Source organism: Micromonospora sp. NPDC005161 (assembly GCF_053599855.1).
In genome coordinates this window covers 139,848-159,132 of record NZ_JBSFYQ010000011.1, presented here as the reverse complement: position 1 = coordinate 159,132, position 19,285 = coordinate 139,848, and the positions used below count along the sequence as shown (strand labels likewise).

Annotated in this window: 15 protein-coding genes; 9 read left to right on the top strand and 6 right to left on the bottom strand. The window is 72.4% G+C overall.

What is annotated here, in order from left to right; all coding sequences use genetic code 11:
• Positions 1–9 precede the first annotated feature (9 nt).
• Both ACWD5O_RS13765 and ACWD5O_RS13760 read left to right on the top strand, forming a co-directional pair.
• The gene (locus tag ACWD5O_RS13765; protein ID WP_450085472.1) at positions 10–765 is read left to right on the top strand and encodes a hypothetical protein; all 756 of its coding nucleotides are present in this window, start codon (positions 10–12) and stop codon (positions 763–765) included.
• 50 nt (positions 766–815) lie between these two features.
• On the top strand, positions 816–3,044 hold the full coding sequence (locus ACWD5O_RS13760) for a hypothetical protein (RefSeq protein ID WP_450085471.1): 2,229 nt from the start codon (positions 816–818) through the stop codon (positions 3,042–3,044).
• A 12-nt stretch (positions 3,045–3,056) separates the two neighbouring features.
• On the opposite strand, the gene ACWD5O_RS13755 is transcribed toward ACWD5O_RS13760, so the two are convergent.
• From ACWD5O_RS13755 to ACWD5O_RS13730, 6 genes are read right to left on the bottom strand one after another with little or no spacing between them, the layout of a single operon-like run.
• On the bottom strand, positions 3,057–3,908 hold the full coding sequence (locus ACWD5O_RS13755) for a DUF6807 domain-containing protein (protein ID WP_450085470.1): 852 nt from the start codon (positions 3,906–3,908) through the stop codon (positions 3,057–3,059).
• Positions 3,905–4,534 carry a hypothetical protein gene (locus ACWD5O_RS13750; protein ID WP_450085469.1) on the bottom strand — a complete coding sequence of 210 codons (630 nt, stop codon included), beginning with the start codon at positions 4,532–4,534 and terminating at the stop codon, positions 3,905–3,907. The genes ACWD5O_RS13755 and ACWD5O_RS13750 overlap by 4 nt, the downstream gene beginning before the upstream one ends.
• A complete protein-coding gene (locus tag ACWD5O_RS13745) occupies positions 4,518–5,417 on the bottom strand; it encodes a carbohydrate ABC transporter permease (protein ID WP_450085468.1) in 900 nt (299 codons plus the stop codon). The genes ACWD5O_RS13750 and ACWD5O_RS13745 overlap by 17 nt, the downstream gene beginning before the upstream one ends.
• A complete protein-coding gene (locus tag ACWD5O_RS13740) occupies positions 5,417–6,400 on the bottom strand; it encodes a carbohydrate ABC transporter permease (protein ID WP_450085467.1) in 984 nt (327 codons plus the stop codon). Before ACWD5O_RS13740 ends, ACWD5O_RS13745 begins: the two co-directional genes overlap by 1 nt.
• A gap of 31 nt (positions 6,401–6,431) precedes the next feature.
• The gene (locus ACWD5O_RS13735) at positions 6,432–7,781 is read right to left on the bottom strand and encodes an ABC transporter substrate-binding protein (protein ID WP_450085466.1); all 1,350 of its coding nucleotides are present in this window, start codon (positions 7,779–7,781) and stop codon (positions 6,432–6,434) included.
• A gap of 19 nt (positions 7,782–7,800) precedes the next feature.
• Positions 7,801–8,931, bottom strand: a complete 1,131-nt coding sequence (locus ACWD5O_RS13730; protein ID WP_450085465.1) for a LacI family DNA-binding transcriptional regulator — start codon at positions 8,929–8,931, stop codon at positions 7,801–7,803.
• Positions 8,932–9,169: 238 nt separating this feature from the next.
• On the opposite strand from ACWD5O_RS13730, the gene ACWD5O_RS13725 reads away from it, so the two are divergent.
• The 7 genes from ACWD5O_RS13725 to ACWD5O_RS13695 all read left to right on the top strand — a co-directional run bounded on the left by ACWD5O_RS13725 (position 9,170) and on the right by ACWD5O_RS13695 (position 19,173).
• Positions 9,170–10,498: a Gfo/Idh/MocA family protein gene (locus tag ACWD5O_RS13725; protein WP_450085464.1), complete on the top strand. Its 1,329-nt coding sequence runs from the start codon at positions 9,170–9,172 to the stop codon at positions 10,496–10,498.
• Between the two features lie 25 nt (positions 10,499–10,523).
• On the top strand, positions 10,524–11,957 hold the full coding sequence (gene uxaC, locus ACWD5O_RS13720; protein ID WP_450085463.1) for a glucuronate isomerase: 1,434 nt from the start codon (positions 10,524–10,526) through the stop codon (positions 11,955–11,957).
• On the top strand, positions 11,954–13,258 hold the full coding sequence (locus ACWD5O_RS13715; RefSeq protein ID WP_450085462.1) for an enolase C-terminal domain-like protein: 1,305 nt from the start codon (positions 11,954–11,956) through the stop codon (positions 13,256–13,258). Before uxaC ends, ACWD5O_RS13715 begins: the two co-directional genes overlap by 4 nt.
• Positions 13,249–14,742, top strand: coding sequence for a mannitol dehydrogenase family protein (locus tag ACWD5O_RS13710; protein ID WP_450085461.1), 1,494 nt, complete (start codon positions 13,249–13,251; stop codon positions 14,740–14,742). Before ACWD5O_RS13715 ends, ACWD5O_RS13710 begins: the two co-directional genes overlap by 10 nt.
• 25 nt (positions 14,743–14,767) lie before the next feature.
• Entirely contained in the window at positions 14,768–15,946 is a 1,179-nt protein-coding gene (locus ACWD5O_RS13705; protein ID WP_450085460.1) for a Gfo/Idh/MocA family protein, read from the top strand.
• Positions 15,947–16,159: 213 nt separating this feature from the next.
• Positions 16,160–17,518 carry a pectate lyase family protein gene (locus ACWD5O_RS13700; RefSeq protein ID WP_450085459.1) on the top strand — a complete coding sequence of 453 codons (1,359 nt, stop codon included), beginning with the start codon at positions 16,160–16,162 and terminating at the stop codon, positions 17,516–17,518.
• Positions 17,519–17,562: 44 nt separating this feature from the next.
• Entirely contained in the window at positions 17,563–19,173 is a 1,611-nt protein-coding gene (locus ACWD5O_RS13695; protein ID WP_450085458.1) for a pectate lyase family protein, read from the top strand.
• The last annotated feature ends 112 nt before the right edge of the window (positions 19,174–19,285 follow it).

The window sequence follows — 19,285 nt, the reverse complement described above, 5'->3', positions numbered from 1 at the left end:
GGTGCCGACGTGGGTGACCTGCGCAAGCCGTTCCTGCTGCTGGCGATGCTCGCCATCGTCCTGGCGATCGGGGTGGAGCTGGGCGCCGGGCTGCTGCTCGGGGGCGTCGACGCCAGCGCGGCGCTGTCGGACAGCGCCGGCGCGCTGGATGTCGAGCTCGACGACGTGTCCGGGGTCAGTGAGCCGTCCGGTCGGGGCACCGGCTACCTGGCGTTGATCGACGCGGTGGCGGTCTGGAGCACCGGGCTGTTCTGCCTGGGTCTGCTGCTGCCCGAACGGATTCAGGGCCGGGTGCAGGGTGTCGCCAGCCTGATCTTCTCGATCATCCTGATCATCGTCGGGCTGATCGCGTTGCTCATCGCGTTCGTGGAACTGATGATCATGGTGTCGCTGTTCCTGGCCGCGCCATTCGGCACGCTGGCCTACCTGGCCCTGTGGGGGTTCTTCCCGGTCGGCGAGGCGGCGGTGCTGTTGGGCTTGGTGCTGCTGCTGAAGCTGGTCTGGGCCGGGCTGCTGGTGCTGGCCCAGCCGCGCTTCCTGCAGAACAAGGGTCTCGTCCTGCTGATGGTCACCACCCTGCTGTGCACGGTCGTGCTGGAGTTCCTGCACAACCTGGTGCCGGTGATCCTGGTCAGCATCGTCGACGACGTCGCGGCGCTGGTCTTCGCCATCGTCGCCATCATCTGGGGGCTGGTACTGCTGATCGGTTCGATCCCCGCGATCGTCAAGGCCGTCCGGGTGACCGCCGCCCTGCCCGCCCGCTGACGTTCGCGGTATCGGCAACGGCCCGGCGGATTGTCTGTGACCCTGACGGCGTGGACAGGACGCCGGGATGCGACGCGGTGGAGTTGCGCGTACACGGCATCTCCGGGGTGACCGCGGAACGGATCCTCGACCACCCGATCGTGGTCCGCGTCGCCGGTGACACGCACGCGGGTTTCTTCCGGCCCCGACCGGGGAGCGGCGCCGCCGGCGGGGCCACCGCCGGGGTCGCCGCCGAGGCGTACCGCTGGGGTTCCCTGACCGCAGGCGCGGCGGTCCGGACGGCCTCGATGCTGCTGTTGCTGCCCTTCATGCTGGGTAACCTCGCGATCTGGCTGCGCCCCCCGGGGCGCGACCGGTGGGCGCTGCTCAGCGTGCTGTGCCGTCTGCTCGCCGGCACCCTCACCGCCACGTTCGTGCTGGCGATCACGGGCGTCACGCTGGACCTGGTCGGCTGGCAGTGCGTGCCATACCCCGGCTGCCGAGCCAGCCGTCCCTACCTGGCCTGGCTGTACGCGCTGCCGTCCGGCCCCCGGCTGGCGCTGTTGTCGGTCGTCCCCCTGCTCGCGCTGCGGGTCGTCTGGGCGATCAGCATCCGGTCGGCGCGGGCGCTCGAAGGGTTCAATCCACCGGCGGCGCCGCCGCCCTCCGACGGCCGGGTCGAGGGCCTCGCCGACGCGGGTTTCTGGCACGAGCAGACGATCGGGTGGCTGCGCCAGATCCACGTGGCGCTCGGCGTCGGCACGCTGAACCTCAGCCTGCTCGGAGGCATCTCATCGGGCGGGGCCACACCGGGACACGTCGCGCTGTTCGTGGCAGCGGGCGGGCTGCTCGCGTTCTGCGTGGCCCTGCTCTGCCTGCCCACGCCGCCCACCTCGGCTGGTGCCCGGCGGGTCCTGCTCCCGCTGTGGGCGGCCACCGTGACGGTGAGCGTGCTGTGCCTCGGCTCGGCCGTGCTCGCCGGTGCGGCACCGTCGGGCTCGGGCACACTGCCCGGGTACGAGAGCGCCGCCGCCGGGGTGGTCGCCGCGCAGGGCGTCCTGCTCGTCGTGCTCACCGTCGTCACGTACGTCCGCCAGCGTGAGGTCCGCACCGACCGCCCGTTCCTGCGCGGGCTCGGCGCCCCGATCATGGCGGCGGCCGCGGTGAGCGTCGGTGCGGCGTTCACCGCCACCCTGGTCTACCGGGTCGCCGACGCCCTCGACCACGGCGACATTCCCGACCCGATCCGACCCAACCCGCCGACCGTCGGCCCGCTGGAGCCGCCGGTCGCCTACTGGTGGGCGGCGCTCGCCGGGCTCGCCGCGCTGCTCATCGGCGCGGCCGTCACCTCGGCGACCCTCCTGTTCAGCCGACGGCGACGACGGCGGATGGCGACACGTGTCGTCGAGCGGGACTACCCGGACGTACCGCCGGACGACGCGCACCGGCTACGGATGGTCCGGGAGACCATCGCCCGGTCCCGGGTCACCGAGGAACTGGGACCGATGCTGATCGCCTTCCTGCTGATCGCGTCGCTCGGGTTGGCGACCGTCGCCCTCGACGTGATCGGGATCGGCCCCACCCAACTCGCCGCCCACGTCGGTGGGAACGGAGGCGCGGTGGCCCTGCTGACGGCGTATGTGACCGACGCGGGTGTCTGGGTGATCAGCCTGCTGGTGATCGGCCTCCTGATCCTCGGCTTCCGCGCGTACCGGTCGTCGCAGACCCGGCGGGTCGTGGCGGTGCTGTGGGACCTCGGCACCTTCTGGCCCCGCACGGTCCATCCGTTCGCGCCGCCCTGCTACGCCGCCCGCGCCGTCCCGGAGTTGGCGAAGCGCGTCACCGGGCTCACCGCGCACGGGCCGGTGATCCTCTCCGGGCACAGCCACGGCTCGGCTCTCGCCGCCGCCACCGTCCTGCAACTACCGCCGTCCGCGCTGGCCCGGGTATCGCTACTGACCTACGGCTCGCCGCTGCGGCGCACCTACGCACGGCTCTACCCCGCGTACCTGGGACCGCAAACCCTCTGTGACCTGGGCGAGCGGATCGGGTGGCGCTGGCGCAACCTGTGGCGGAACACCGACCCGATCGGCGGGCCGATCTTTCCCCGGGACGCGGGCGCGCCGCCGACCGGCGACGTCGCGGCGGCCGGCGACGTCGACATCCGGCTCCGCGATCCCCGCAGCCTGACCGTCGACCCGACGGACACCGTGCCACCGCCGATCGAGCGGCACTGGCCGTACCACACCCAGGGCGCGTACCAGGCGGCCGTCCGCACGCTGACCGATCGCTCCCGCTGACCGTCTCCGCCGTCACGTCCCGGCGCCGACCAGGGCGGCGGCCCGGTCCCGGTCGAGTGTCCCGTCGATGACCCACACCCGGTACCGGCCGTGCCGGGTCCCGCCGGCCGGCACCACGGCCGGGCGATCGAACGCGAACGCCACGCAGACCCCCGGATACATCGCGGTCCGCACGAACCACCGGTCGCCCGGGCCGAGACCCGCGAAGACCAGGGTGTACGCCCCACCGCCCGGCCCGGTGCCGGTCAACGCGACCCACGGCGCCGCGCTGCCGTTGACCGCCTCCTCCGCGATGGCGTCGGCGGTGAACACGACCGGTTCGCCGTCGGCGGCGGCCCGCCAGAAGAACCCGCCGTAGCCGGCCCCACCGGGGCGACCGTTGGTGGCCGGGCTGCCCAGGCGCACCTCCCGGTCGGCGGGGGCGGTGAGAGCGGAGTCCAGGTCGAGCCGCCAGACCTCCGGTGCGAGCATCGACGCGGCGAGGCGCCGACGCTCGGTCAGCAGCACCTGGCCGTGCGGGTCGCGCCACTCCAGCCGGTGTTCCAGCCGGTCGGCGGCCCGCTCCGACCAGCCGGTGTGCGCGATCCGCCCGTGGTCGTCGCGCCAGGTGTAGCCGACGTCGCGCACGTAGGTGCGCCCTCCCCAGAGGTTGCTGCCGTTGACGTCCTGCATGGCGAGGGAGGCGCCGAGGTGCCACACGTGGTCGGCGGGCAACGCGTCGGTGACGACCGTGCCGCCCAGGGTGCGTACCGGGTGCAGATACGGCCGTGGACCGTGCCGCGCATCCAGCGCCGGGTCGACCAGGTACCGGGCCACCTCCGTTCCGTCGACCAGCAGCGGCGCGGGATCGTGCCCGGCGCTCACGGCAGCTCCGGATGGGCGGGAACCGGGCGGCGGCCGGCGACGGCGTGCAGGGCGGCCACGGTGTAGCCGGCGAGGATCGGCACCGCGACCGGGGTGATCAGGACCGCGAGCAGCCCGGCCAGCGCGGTCACCCCGGTGAGCGCGGCCCAGCGGATGGGCGCGTCGAGGCAGGCGCGGGCGGCGGACCGGGCCGCGGCCCGCCACCGCCCGCCCCCGTTGCCGCCCACCTCGACGACGACCAGCCCGGCGTACCCGGCCAGGCCGGCCGCGACCAGCGCGGTCACCAGCAGCGCCGGCGGGCCGCCCGGCACCCGGCCGGTGGCCAGCGCCGCCAGATCGGCGGCGAGCAGTCCGGCGACGGCGAGCGCGAGCAGGCTGACCGGCATGCCGGGCAGCACCGACCGGCCGAACCGGCGCAGGGTCGTCCGCGCCGTCGGCCACGTGCCGGTACGGGTCCAGTCGTGCACCGCCGCGCTGGCGGTGCCCGCCGCCGCGGCGACGGTCAGCAGGGGTGCCGCCGCCAGCACCAGCAGGATGCCGAGCAGCGCCAGGTCGGCGGCGTCCCGGACGACGTCGCGCCAGTCCCGTCGCCCGGCGGTGTCCGCCCGCTCAGCCCTTGATGCCACTGGTGTTGATCCCCTCGACGAGCATCCGCTGGAACGCGACGAAGAACAGGAAGACCGGCAGCAGCGACAGCACCGACATGGCGAACATCGGCCCGACCGCGCTCTGGCTGGTCGAGTCGATGAACAGGGTCAGCGCGACCGGCACGGTGTAGTCCTCCAGTTGGGAGAGGAAGACCAACTGCCGGAAGAAGTCGTTCCAGGTCCAGATGAACGAGAAGATCGCCGTGGTGACCAGCGCGGGTCGGCTCAGCGGCAGGATGATGTGCCGGAAGATGCCGTACGGGCCGGCGCCGTCGATCCGCGCCGCCTCGTCCAGCTCGCGCGGGATGCCCCGCATGAACTGCACCATCAGGAAGACGAAGAACGCCTCGGTGGCCAGGAACTGCGGGATCAGCAGCGGCAGGTACGGCCACTCGCCGCCGACCAGGCCCAGCGTCCGGAACAGGATGTACTGCGGCACGATCAGCACGTGCTGGGGCAGCAGCAGCGTGCCGATCATGACGGCGAACCACATGCCGCGCAGCCGGAACCGCAGCCGGGCGAAGGCGTACGCGGCCAGCAGGCAGGAGATCCCGTTGCCGACCACGGTGAGCAGGCTGACCATGGCGCTGTTGAGGAAGAACCGGCCGAAGCTGACGTCGAAGTTGGACCACCCGGCGGTGTAGTTGCCCGGGGTGAACCGCTCGGGCAGCAGCCCGACGTTGTTGACGATCTCCTCCTGGGACTTCACCGAGGTGCCGATCATCCAGATCAGCGGGTAGAGCACCACGGCGACGATCGCCACCAGGATGAGCAGCCGCAGCACGGGCCGACCGCCGGGCCGTCGGCGAGCGCTCGGTGCTGCTCCGGTCGGCGCAACGGCCGTCGGGGTCACCGTCACCATCACCGGTCCTCCCCGTCGGAGTAGTGCACCCAGAACCGCCCGGTGCTGAACAAGATCGCGGTGATCACCGCGATGGCGAGCAGGAACACCCAGGCCATCGCCGAGGCGTAGCCCATCTCGAGGTCGGTGAAGCCGGTGATGTAGAGGTTCAGCGTGTACATCAGGGTGGAGTCGACCGGGCCGCCCGTGCCGTTGCTGAGCACGAACGCGGCGGTGAAGCCCTGGAACCCGTTGATGGTCTCCAGCACCAGGTTGAAGAAGATCACCGGGGAGAGCATCGGCAGGGTGACGTTGCGGAACTGGCGGAACCGGCCGGCCCCGTCGACCGAGGCGGCCTCGTAGAGTTCGGTGGGCACCTGCTTGAGCCCGGCCAGGAAGATCACCATCGGCGCGCCGAACTGCCAGATGGCCAGCACCATCAGCGTCTCCAGGGCCCAGTCCGGGTCGTTGACCCACGGCTTGCCCGTGATGCCGAAGAGGCCCAGCAGCGAGTTGAACGCGCCGTCGCGGTTGAACATGTTGACCCAGACGATGGCCAGCGCGACGCTGCCGCCGAGCAGCGACGGCAGGTAGAACAGCCCGCGGAACAGCCCGACCCCGCGCCAGGCCCGGTTGAGCAGCAACGCCACGCCGAGCGCCGCGGCCAGCTTCAGCGGCACGGCGATCAGCGCGAAGGTGAGGGTGACCCGCACCGCGTGCCAGTACGACGGGGCGGCGGTGAACATCCGCTCGTAGTTGGCCAGCCCCACCCACTCCACCTCGGAGAACGGGGTGAGGATGTCGTAGTTGGTGAAGCTCAGGTAGAGCGACAGCAGCATGGGGATCGCCGTGACGCCCATCAGGCCGATGAGCCACGGCGACAGGAAGACGTACCCCGCCAGACCTTCGCTGTGCCGGAGGCGTCCGGGCCCACGCCTCTCGGCATGGGCCCGGGCGGATCCGGGGCCGCGTCGGGTCGGGTCGGGCGCCGTGGTCAACGCCACGAACTGCTCCTCTCCTCGCCTTGCGGGTCGGTCAGGCGATGGCGGACTTGGCCGCCTGCACGAACTGGGCGGCGGCCTCGGCGGGGGTGGCCCGGCCGTACTGCGCGTTCTCGGCGGCCTTGATCAGCTCGGACTTGACCTTGCTGTGCCCCTTGATCGGCACCTGCGGCGACTCGCCGAACTTCTGGGTCAGCTCCGCCTCGACCGCGATGGACTGCTTCATGGCCGGGTCGGTGGTGTCGTCACTGACCACCCGGCGCAGGTCCAGGTTGGACGGCAGACCGCGGTCGGTGCCGAGCAGTGATACCGCCTCCTGGTCGTTGTTCAGGAAGTTGATCACGTCGACCGCGACGTCCTTGTTCTTGCTGCCCTTGAACACCGACCAGTACATCGAGGCCCGGGCCCACTGCGCGCTCGGGTCACCGGGGTAGGCGATCACGCCCAACTCGTCCTTGGTGTTCTTCTTCAGGTCCGGCATCTGGTTGGCCCAGACCCAGGAGGTCGCCGACTTGCCGGTGACCACCAGCTGCTTGGTGACGTCGCTGGAGTTGCCCTCGTGGATGACGTCGGCGGTCGGGGTGGCTTTGCGGTCCCGGGCGCCCTTCCAGAGGTCGAACCACTTGGTCACGTCCTCGGCGGTGAAGCCCAGTTCGGAGCCCTTGTAGAGATCCTGGCCCTGCTGCCGCAGCCAGACCCAGAGCGCCTTGTAGTCGGCGCTCGGGTCCTGGGTGCCGGGTACGCCGGTCTTCTTCGCAACCTTCTCGGCCCAGGCGATGTGCTGTTCCCACGACATCCCGGTGGTCGGCTCGGGCAGGCTGTTCTTGGTCAACAGCGTCTTGTTGTAGACCAGACCCTGGGTGTTCTCCCCGGCGGCCAGCCCGGCGAGCTTGCCGTCGACCACGCCGTACTGCCAGAGGCTCTTGGGGAACTTGGAGGTGTCCAGCTTGCCGGACTCCTGGTAGGACGTCAGGTCGAGTGTGGTGTTGCGGGCCGCGTACTCGGCCAGGTAGTTGTCGTCGATCTGGAAAAGGTCCGGCGGGTTGCCGCCGGCGGTGAGCGTGGCCAGCTTGTCGAAGTAGCCCTGGTTGGCCTGCCAGGTCTTCTCGAAGGTCACGTTCGGGTGCTTCTTGGTGTAGAGAGCCAGCGCGTCCTCGGTCAGCTTGGCCCGGGCGTCGCCGCCCCACCAGAAGATGGAGAGCTTGACCGGAGCGTTCGGATCGGCGGCGGGGTCGTCGTCTCCGCCGCAGGCGGCGGCGCCGAACATCAGCGGTGCGGCGACCGTCACGGCGAGCAGGCCACGCAGCAGGCGCCGCCGAGGCAGCGCGGTACGGTGACTGCGCCCGACGGACGCGTCAGTGGTGGGGGGCGTTGCGGGGTGCATGTGCGCTCACTCCTCGGCATTAGGAGGCGACGGCGTCACCGGTGGCCGCGGTCGGGACGCCCGGGCCCGCAGGGCAATGCGGGTCCGGGCCACGCGGCGCGGCCAGGGGACGTGCCGGTCGGGCGTGCGGGCCCGGGCCGGTCGAGTCGCGGATGACCAGGTCGGTCTGGAGCATTACCTGTGCGGTGGTACGACGGACGCCGAGCGCTGTGCCGGCACCCAGCCCTCGCGCGCCGCGCGGTGACTCGGTGTCCTGTTGCAGCAGCATGTCGACGGCCGTCCGGCCGGCGGCCCCGGTGGGTGTGGCCACCGTCGTCAGTTTGGGGCGGGTGAGCCGGCTCAGGGCGATGTCGTCGACCCCGACGACGCTGACCTCCTGCGGCACCCGGACCCCGAGCGCGTCCAGCCCCTCGATGAGGCCGATCGCCATCAGGTCGTTGTAGGCGAGCACCGCGGACACGCCGCTGCGCCGCACCTGCTCGGCGACCGCGGACCCACCGGTCTCGGTCGGCGCGTTCGGGCCGAGCACGGTCAGGTCCGCGCCACCCGCCCGGGCGGCCGCGCCGGCGGCTCGACGCATCTCCCGGTTGGTCCACGAGCTGCGCGGGCCACCGAGCAACGCGATGCTGCGGTGCCCCAGGCCGACCAGGTGCTCGATCGCCGCCCGGGCGCCCTGCCCGACGTCCATCAGCACGCAGGGCAGGCCGGTCACCTGGCGGTTCACCACCACCAGCGGCACCTCACGGCTGAGCTGCTCGATCAGGCTGTTGCTCATCCGAGGACTGCACAGCAGCACCCCGTCCACCTGCTTGGCCAGGGCGTGGACCAGCTCCTCTTCCGCGGTCGGGTCCTCGTTGGTGTCGGCCACGAAGACGTGGTAGTCGCGGTGCCGGGCCTGGCTCTCCGCCGCCTTGATCAGCGGCGGGAAGAACGGGTTCGCGATGTCCGCGATGATCAGCCCGATGTTGTGCGTCCGCCCGGTGATCAGGGCTCGTGCGGCCCGGTTCGGCCGGTAGCCCAGATCCTCCGCGCAGGCCAGCACCCGGACCCGGGTCTCCGGGTTGACCAGGTGCGGAGCGGAGAAGGTGCGGGACACGGTGGAGATGTGCACACCGGACGCCCGGGCGACGTCCCGGATGGTGACAGGCACGGCGGCCCCTTCGTCCGATGTGGTGGCGGTCACGTGGGTGTGGCCAATTAATGCAAACGGTTGCTCCAGTGTCAACGGTGAATGGTTACGGCTTTGTTGCGTCCGCACTCCCCTTGGTGACCTAATGCCTCGCAAATACGCACATTCACCGCCGATTACGTCGTCGTCGTTGACGTCGTCGGATCGACCGTGATTACTTCACTGCAAACCTTTGCAGGATCACCGGGGAGGCGACCGCATGTCACCGAGAGCGGACGGCCGGGTCCGGTACGCCGTCGTGGGCACCGGCGCGCGGGCGGAGATGTTCGTCCGGGCCCTGGTGCTCGACCACGCCGACACCACCGAGCTGGTCGCCTTCGCCGACGTCAACCAGTCCCGGATGGACGCGCACAACCGCTGGCTCACCGAGCTGGGCCACCGCCCGGTGCCCACGTACCCGGCCGGCGACTTCGCGGCCATGCTGGACAAGGAGCGCGTCGACGTCGTCCTGGTCACCAGCGTCGACGTCACCCACGACGAGTACGTGGTGGCCGCGCTGCGCGCCGGCCAGCACGTCATCACCGAGAAGCCGATGACCGTGGACGCGCCCCGCTGCCGGCGGATCCTGGACGCCGTGGCGGAGACCGGCGGCCGGGTGACGGTCGCCTTCAACTACCGCTACAACCCGCTGCACGAGCAGGTACGCCGACTGCTCGCCGACGGCGCTGTCGGCGAGATCGGCTCGGTGCACTTCGAGTGGCTGCTCGACGTTAGGCACGGGGCCGACTACTTCCGCCGCTGGCACCGGGACAAGGCCGTCTCCGGCGGGCTGATGGTGCACAAGGCCAGCCACCACTTCGACCTGGTCAACTGGTGGCTGGCCGCCACCCCCGTCGAGGTGTACGCGGCCGGGCGGCTCTTCTTCTACGGCGAGGACGGCCGCCGGCACGGCTACGCCCGCGACTACGACCGGGCGCACGGCTCCCCCGCCGCCGTCGACGACCCATTCGCGCTGCGGCTGGACGGGCACCCTCGACTGCGTGAGCTCTACCTCGACGCGGAGGCCGACGACGGCTACCAGCGCGACCGCAACGTGTTCGCCCCCGGGGTGAGCATCGAGGACGACATGGCGGTGCTCGCCCGCTACTCCACCGGCGCCACGATGACCTACCACCTCACCGCGTACGCCCCCTGGGAGGGCTACCGGGTGATGGTCAACGGCAGCCGGGGCCGGCTAGAGCTGGAGGTGACCGAGAACGACTTCGTCGACCGGGGCACCGCCGGCGCGGTCAAGGGCGCCGCGCTGCACGGTGCCGAGGCGCCGGCCGAGGGCGGCGGCGCGACGCTCACCCTGCGCCCGTTCTGGGCGCCGCCCCGGCAGATCCCCGTCGAGGGGCGCACCCGACACGGACACGGCGGCGCGGACGCCCGGATGACCGGCGTGCTCTTCGGTGGCCGCGCCGACCCGCTGGACCGCGCCGCGACCGCCGACGACGGCGCCCTGGCCCTGCTCACCGGCCTGGCCGCCAACCGGTCCTTCGAGACCGGTCAACCGGTCCGGGTCGCCGACCTGCTCACCCCCCGCTGACCCACCGACGAGGAGCGCATCCCCCGTGCCGACGTTCGACAACACCGACCTGCTCCTGCCGCCCGAACCCGGCCAGCGCGCGCTTGCCCGGGAGCTGTACGCCCTCGCCGCGGAGCAACCCATCATCTCGCCGCACGGGCACGTCGACCCGGCCCTGCTCGCCGAGGACCAGCCGTTCCCCGACCCGGCGCAGCTGCTCATCGTGCCCGACCACTACCTGACCCGGATGCTGCTCAGCCAGGGCGTACCCCCGGCGGACCTGGGCGTGCCCAGCCGCGACGGCAGCCCGGTGGAGACCGACGGCCGGATAATCTGGCGGCGCTTCGCCGCGCACTGGCACCTGTTCCGGGGCACCCCGTCTCGGCTCTGGCTGGAGCAGACCTTCCGCACCGTGTTCGGTGTGCACACCCCGCTCGGCCCGGCCACCGCCGACACCCTCTACGACGAGCTGGCCGCCCGCCTCGCCGAACCGGACTTCCGACCCCGAGCGCTGTTCGAGCGGTTCGGCATCGAGGTGCTGGCCACCACCGAGTCTCCGCTGGACGACCTCGGGCAGCACGCCAAGCTCGCCGCCGACGGCTGGGGCGGGCCGGGCGGGCGGGTGGTCACCACCTTCCGCCCGGACGACGTGGTGGACATGGAGTTCGACGGCTGGTCGACCAACGTGGACCGGCTGGGCGAGCTGGCCGGGGAGGACACCGGCACGTACGCCGGCTACCTGGCGGCACTGCGGGCGCGCCGGGCCGCGTTCATCGCCGCCGGCGCTACCTCGTCGGACCACGGCCACCCCACCGCGCGCACCCTGGACCTGGCCCCGCAGGAGGCCGAGCGGCTGTACGACCGGGGCCGGCGCGGCGAGGCCGACGCTGCCGACGCCGAAGCGTTCCGAGCGCACATGCTGATGGAGTTCGCCCGGATGTCACTCGACGACGGCCTGGTCATGCAGCTGCACCCCGGAGCGGTGCGCAACCACAACCGCTGGCTGCACGCCCGGCACGGCCGCGACGTCGGCGGGGACGTCCCGCAGGCCACCGAGTACGTGCACGCGCTCGCCCCACTGCTGGACCGCTACGGCAACGACCCCCGGCTGCGGGTGGTGCTCTACACCCTCGACGAGGACACCTTCACCCGCGAGCTGGCGCCCCTCGCGGGCGGATACGCCGCGCTGCTGCTCGGCGCGCCCTGGTGGTTCCTGGACTCCCCCGAGGTGCTGCGCCGGTTCCGGGAGACGGTCACCGAGACCGCCGGGTTCTACAACACCACCGGGTTCGTCGACGACACCCGGGCGTTCTGCTCCATCCCGGTCCGCCACGACGTGGCCCGCCGGGTGGACGCCGGCTTCCTCGCCCGACTGGTCGCCGAGCACCGCCTTCGGATGGACGAGGCGGCCGAGACCATCGTCGACCTGGCGTACCGGCTGCCCAAGCGGGTCTTCAACTTCGGGGAGGCTGACCAGTGACGGTGCGGATCACCTCCGTCGAGGTGCACGACGTACGGTTCCCGACGGCCGCGCGGGGTGACGGCTCCGACGCGGTCAACCGGGGCGACTACTCGGCGACGTACGTGGAGCTGGGCACCGACGCCGGGCCGACCGGCGCCGGATTCACTTTCACCAACGGCCGGGGCAACGAGATCACCTGCGCGGCGGTCCGCGCGCTCGCCCATCACGTCCAGGGGTGCACGGTCGAAGAGATCGCCGCCGAGCCGGTGGCGTTCTGGCGTTCGCTCAGCGCCGACGTGCAACTGCGCTGGCTGGGCCCCGAGAAGGGCGTCATCCACATGGCGACCGGGGCGCTGGTCAACGCTGTCTGGGACCTGCGGGCCACGCTGGCCGGCAAGCCGATGTGGCGGTTCCTCGCCGAGCTGCCCACCGACGACCTCGTCGCCAGCGTCGACTTCCGGCACATCACCGACGCGCTCACCCCGGACGAGGCCGCAGCCATCCTCGACAAGGGATTGACCGGAGGGGATGGCCGGCTCGCTGAACTCAAACAGATCGGTTTCCCTTCGTACACCACCTCCGTCGGCTGGCTGGGCTACCCCGACGACAAGGTGCGGGCGCTGACCCGGCAGGCATACGACGACGGCTGGCGGGCGATGAAGATGAAGGTCGGCGGCCCGCTCGCCGACGACCTGCGCCGGGCCCGGATCATCCGGACTGAGATCGGCCCGGACGCGCTGTTGATGATGGACGCCAATCAGGTCTGGGACGTCGACGAGGCGATCACCGCGATGACCGTGCTGGCCGAGGTGGACCCGTACTGGATCGAGGAGCCGACGCACGCCGACGACATCCTCGGCCATGCCCGGATCGCCCGCGCGGTCGACGAGCTGACCAACGGCCGGTGCCGGGTGGCCACCGGCGAGGTGGCGGCCAACCGGGTGATCTTCAAGCAGCTGCTCCAGGCCGAGGCGATCGGCGTGATGCAGATCGACGCGTGCCGGGTCGGCGGGGTCAACGAGGTCCTGGCCGAGCTGCTGCTCGCGGCGAAGTTCGGGGTGCCGGTCTGCCCGCACGCCGGCGGCGTCGGCCTCTGCGAGTACGTCCAGCACCTGGCGATCTTCGACTACCTGCGGGTGGGCACCGGCCTGGACGGGCGGATGATCGAGTACGTCGACCATCTGCACGAGCACTTCGTCGACCCGGTACGCACCCGTGGCGGCCGCTACCTGCTGCCCGAGCGGCCCGGCTACAGCGCCACCATGAAGCCGGCGTCGATCGCCGAGTTCCGCTTCCCGGACGGCCCGGCGTGGCGGTGACCGACGGCGCCTCCCGGCTCGGCCTGGGAGTGCTGCGCCGGCTGCCCGCCGCGGCCCGACCGCTGGTGCGTCCGGGCACCGTGCCGACCGGTGTCGTACACCTCGGTCTCGGTGCGTTCCACCGGGCGCACCAGGCGGTCTACACCGAGGCCGCGATCGGCGCGGCCGGTGGCGACTGGGGCATCCTGGCGGTCGCCCCACGCAGCACCGCCCTGGTCGAGGCGCTCGCCGCGCAGGACAACCTGTTCAGCGTCAGTACCCTGTCCGCCGCCGGCAGCGCCACCCGCGTGATTGGCGCGCTGAGCGGGGTACGACACGCGGCCAGCGACCCGGACGCCGTGGTGGCGCTCTTGGCCGACCCTGCGGTGCGGGTGGTGACGCTGACCGTCACCGAGAAGGCGTACCAACTCGACCCGGTGACCGGCCACCTGTGCCCCGATTCGGCGCTCGCCGCGGACCTGGCCGGCGGCCGCCCGCCGAGCACCGTGCCGGGGCTGCTGCTGCGCGGGCTGGCCGCCCGGGCCGCCGCGGACGCCGGGCCGGTGGCGCTGGTCAGCTGCGACAACCTGCCGGCCAACGGGCGGCGGCTGCGCGGCCTCGTCGACCAGGCGGTCGGCCGGGCCGTCGGGGTGCCCGCCGGGCTGGTCGACTGGGTGGCCGGCAATGTCACCTGCCCGGGCACCATGGTGGACCGGATCGTGCCCGCCAGCACTCCGGAGACGATCGACGCGGCCCGCCGGGCGCTCGGCGTGACCGACCTGGCGGCGGTGGCCGCCGAGCCGTACGCGCAGTGGGTGATCGAGGACGACTTCCCGGGCGGGCGGCCGGGTTGGGAGCACGCCGGGGCGGTGCTGACCGGCGACGCCGGCCCGTGGGAGCGGTTGAAGCTGCGCACCCTCAACGGCGTGCACTCGGCCGTCGCGTACCTGGGGGCGCTGGCCGGCCGGGAGACGATCGCCGACGCGCTGGAGATCCCGCACCTGACCGACGTGCTGCGCCGGCTGATCGCCGAGGACGTGGCGGCCAGCTTCACCCCACCGGACGGGGTGCGGGTGGTCGACTACGGCGAGCAGGTCCTGGCCCGGTTCGGCAACCCGGCGATCCGGCACCGCACCCTCCAGGTGGCGATGGAGGGCTCGCAGAAGCTGCCGCAGCGGGTCCTGCACACCATCGCCGACCTGCGCGCGGCCGGGCGGTCCGCACGCTGGGCCGCGCTGGTGGTGGCCGCCTGGTTACGTTTCGCGCTGGGCCACGCCGACGACGGCCGGCCGCTGCCGTTCCAGGATCCCCTGGCCGAGCCGATCCGGGCCGCGCTGGCCGCCGGCGCGCAGAGCGCGGCCGGCGCGGTGGACGCGGTCTTCGCGCTGCGCGAGGTCGTCCCGGCCGAGGTGGCCGAGGACGACGAGGTACGGGCCGAGGTGACCGGCTGGCTGACCGCACTGTCGCGGCACGGCGTCGAGGAGACGCTGGCAGGTGCCCGGTGAACGGGCCGGCGCTGGCAGGTGCCCCGTGAACGGGGCGGCAGCGCCGACCCGGGTAGCGGTGATCGGGGCGAACGGGCACGGCCGGTGGCACCGGCGGGTAATCGCGCCGCTGCACGCCGCCGGTCGGCTGCGGCTGGTCGCCCTGGTCGACGTCCGGCCGGTGGAGGTAGACCCGGACGCGCCGGTGCCGCCCGGGGTGGACGTGTTCACCGACCACCGCGCGATGCTCGCCGCGACGCGCCCGGAGGTGGTGGTGATCTGCACCCCGCCACACACCCACCTGCCGATCGCCCGGGACGCCCTGGCCGCCGGCGCGGACCTGCTGCTGGAGAAGCCGCCGGTGCTGTCGCTGACCGAGCACGAGGAGTTGACCACGGCGCTGGCGGCGGCCGGTCGGGTGGCCCAGGTCGGTTTCCAGGCCCTCGGCTCGGCGGCGCTGACCGCGCTGACCGACGCGCTGGCCGCCGGCCGGCTGGGCACGGTCACCGGCATCGCCACCGTCGCCGCGTGGCAGCGGCCGGACGGCTACTACGCCCGCTCCCCGTGGGCCGGTCGCCGGAGCGTGGACGGCCGTCCGGTGCTGGACGGCGCCCTGGCCAATCCACTCGCGCACGCGGTGATGCAGTGCCTGGCGGTCGCCGAGGCGCTCGGCGGTGCGCCGCCGTGGCCGGTTGCGATCGAGGTGGAGCGCTATCGGGTACGACCGATCGAGGTGGAGGACACCGCGGTGCTGCGGGTCCGGTTCCGCGCCGGGCCGCCGGTGCTGGCCGCGGTCACCCTGGCGGCGGAGGAGTTCGTGGCGGGCGAGGTGGTGGTCACCGGCACGGCGGGGCGGGCGGTGCTGGAGTATCCGACAGACCGGTTGCGCCTGCCCGGGGACGTGGTGACCCGCCGGGTCCCCGGACGGCGGGGGCTGCTGGAGAACCTGCTCGCCCACCGGACCGACCCGGTGGGGGTGCCGCTGATCGCGCCGCTGACCCGTACCGCCCCGTTCACCGCGTTGCTGGACGCGCTGCGGGCCGCGCCGGAGCCCCGACTGCTCGACGGCGAACTCGTCTCCGTGGTGGGCGACGGCGGGGAGCGGGTACGCCACCTGCGGGACGTGGTCGACGTGCTGCGCCGGGCGGCCGAGCGGGGGTTGCTGCCGGGTGAGCTGGCGGTGCCGTGGGCGGTGCCGGCGTACCGCGCGGAGCTGGCGGGATAGGAGGCGACGGCAACCGGAGTGCAAACACCGCCCGGACTCGTTCGGGCCGCATCGGACGGATCCCCGGATACCCGACCCGCGACGGTCGGGGCAATGCCGGTCGAGCCCGACAACTGCAACATTCCTGCACACATCACATATTGACTCTTATAAATCTATGAACCTACCGTTCCTGGTGACTGCCGAACCACCACCAGCGAACGGGAAGAATCGATGCGCAGAGTCCTCACCGCCGCTATGGTGACCGCCCTCCTGCTCGGTGCCGCTCCGGCCGGCGCCGCCCCCCGCCCCGACCCCTCAGGCGCCGCCGACCGGCTGTCCCGGGCGGCCCACCACCTGGGCCGGCAGGTGCTGCCCGAACGCGACGGCTGGGCGGCCGAGGGTATCGGGACCACCGGCGGCTCGGCGGCGACCCCCGAGCGGACCCGGGTGGTCCGCAGCCGGGCCGAGCTGGTCGCCGCGCTCGGTGGCGACAACGCCAGCAACGCCACCGACGCCACCCCGAAACTCATCTACGTGGACGGCACCGTCGACGGCTTCGAGGGGCCCGACGGCACGCCCCTGAGCTGCGCGGACCTGGCCGACCCGGAGTACCGGCTGGACGCCTACCTGGCCGCGTACGACCCGGCGGTGTGGGGCCGGGTGCCGCCGGCCGGGCCACTGGAGGAGGCCCGGGTGCGCTCGGTGGCCAGCCAGACCCGGCAGACCCAGCTCAACGTCGGCTCCAACACCACGATCGTCGGGCTGCGCGGCGCCCGGTTGACCGGGCTCACCCTCATGATCGACCGGGCGTCGAACGTCATCGTCCGCAACCTGACCTTCGTGGACGCCCGGGACTGCTTCCCCGCCTGGTCACCGACCGACGGCGAGGCCGGCAACTGGAACAGCCAGTACGACCAGATCTCGGTACGCCGCAGCGAGCACGTCTGGGTCGACCACAACACCTTCACCGACGGCGACAACCCGGACAGCGCCCAGCCTACCCACTTCGGACGGCCGTACCAGGTGCACGACGGTTCGCTGGACGTCACGCACACGGCCAGCCTGGTCACCGCCTCCTGGAACCGCTTCATCGGGCGCGACAAGCTGATGCTGATCGGGTCGTCCAACACGGTCGGCCCGGACGTGGGTCGGCTGAAGGTCACCCTGCACCACAACCTGTTCGACGGCGTCCTGCAACGGCTGCCGCGGGTGCGCTTCGGCCAGGTCGACGTCTACAACAACCACTACCGGCTCGGCGGGGACGACTTCCAGTACGCGCTCGGCGTCGGCGTGCAGTCCGCGCTGTACGCCCAGGACAACTTCTTCACCCTGGACGCGGCGGTCGACCCGGGCGACCTGCTGTACGACTGGGGCGGCACCGCGCTCACCGAGCGGGGCACCTGGGTCCGCCAGGGCGGCGGCCCGGCCCGGCCGGTCGACCTGCTGGCGGCGTACAACGCGGGCCACGACCCCGACCTGGGCGCCGACGCCGGCTGGACGCCCACCCTGCGCCGCGGCCCGGTCCTGCCGGCGCCGCTCGTCCCGCTCCTGGTCGGCCCGCTCGCCGGCGCGGACCGGCTGCCGGTCTGACCGACCGGCCGGCACCCCACCCCACCCCACCCCGAGGAGATCCCGTGCGCATCCCGCACCTACCCCGAGCGGCGCTGGCCGCGGCCGGCGCCGGCCTCACGGCCGTCGCGCTCGCCGCCGGCGTGACCACCGGCGCCCGGGCGGCCACCCTGTTCGGCGACACCTTCGACGACGGCAACGCCGACGGCTGGTCCAAGTCCGGCGGCGACTGGTCGGTGGTCACCGACGGCACGCCGGCCTACCGACAGGCCAACACCGGCAGCGAACTGGCCCGGGCGTTCGCCGGGCAGACGAGCTGGACCGACTACCAGGTCCAGGCGCGGGTCAAGCCCCTGTCGTTCAGCGGCGCCAACCGGCTGGTCGCGCTGGCCGCCCGCTCCGGCAGCGCCACGAAGATGTACCGGCTCGCGCTGACCAACGCCAACCGGGCCGAACTCCAGGTGGTCAACGGAAGCTCCATCACCGTGCTCGGCTCGACCGCGCTCACCGTCACCACCGGCACCTGGTACACGCTGCGCCTGGAGACCGCCGGCAGCACCGTGCGCGGCTTCGTCAACGGCGCGCAGGTCGGCGCCGGCACGGACACCGCGTACGCGGCCGGCCGGATCGCGCTGGTCACCGCGTACGCCAGCGCGGTCTTCGACGACGTCGCGGTGGACGGCGCCGGCGGCGGACCGACCACCCCGCCCACCACCACGCCACCGCCCACCGACCCGCCACCGACCGACCCGCCGCCCACCACCCCGCCGCAGACCGGACTGGCCGGATGGGCCACCCAGAACGGCGGCACCACCGGTGGTGCCGGCGGCGGCACGGTGACCGTCACCAGCGCGACGGCGCTGGCCAGCGCGGTGCAGGGCGACGCGCCGGCGACCGTTCGGGTGAACGGCACCTTCAGCTGCTCGACGGAGATCCGCAGCGGCTCGAACAAGACGATCATCGGAGTGGGTGCCAGCTCCGGATGGTCCGGCTGCGGGCTCAACCTGCGCGACGTCAGCAACGTCATCGTCCGCAACCTGAACATCTCCAGGGTGCGGGCCGGGGTCGGCAACGGTGACGCCATCCACATGGACAACGCCACCAACGTCTGGATCGACCACAACGACCTGTCCAGCGACACCACCAGCGGCACCGACTACTACGACGGTCTGCTGGACATCACGCACGGCTCGAACTACGTGACCGTCTCCTGGAACAGGCTGCACGACCACGTCAAGTGCTCGCTCGTCGGGCACAGCGACAGCAACTCCGGCGAGGACACCGGCCGGCTGAAGGTGACCTACCACCACAACGCGTTCAGCAACTGCTTCCAGCGCAACCCGCGGGTGCGCTTCGGCAACCCGGTGCACGTGTACAACAACTACTACGTGAACACGGCCAACCCGTCCTACAGCTACGGCATCGCCACCACGAACGGCGCCGGCGTGCTGGTCGAGGGGAACTACTTCGAGAACATGACCGACCCCACGCACGTCGGCGAGGGCTCCTCCCCCACCGGCAACCTGGTGGCCCGCAACAACCAGTTCGTCAACTCGGGCACCCCGCAGACGGCCGGCTCGGTGGCCGTCATTCCCTACCCGTACACGATGGACGCCGCGAGCGGCGTCAAGGTGACGGTGACCGCCGGCGCCGGCACCGGACGGATCACCGGCTGACCCCGACCGCCCCCACGACCGGGTCGACGCCCGCACGGCGTCGGCCCGGTCCGGTGCGGTCGGGTCGGCGACGCACGGGACCATCAACCTGGTGAAGATCGGCTATAAGTGA

Bases quoted from the DNA above. Each gene is read 5' to 3' on its own strand.
- ACWD5O_RS13745 (WP_450085468.1), bottom strand. From the start codon at position 5,417: ATGGTGACGGTGACCCCGACGGCCGTTGCGCCGACCGGAGCAGCACCG.
- ACWD5O_RS13735 (WP_450085466.1), bottom strand. From the start codon at position 7,781: ATGCACCCCGCAACGCCCCCCACCACTGACGCGTCCGTCGGGCGCAGT.
- ACWD5O_RS13725 (WP_450085464.1), top strand. From the start codon at position 9,170: ATGTCACCGAGAGCGGACGGCCGGGTCCGGTACGCCGTCGTGGGCACC.
- ACWD5O_RS13700 (WP_450085459.1), top strand. From the start codon at position 16,160: ATGCGCAGAGTCCTCACCGCCGCTATGGTGACCGCCCTCCTGCTCGGT.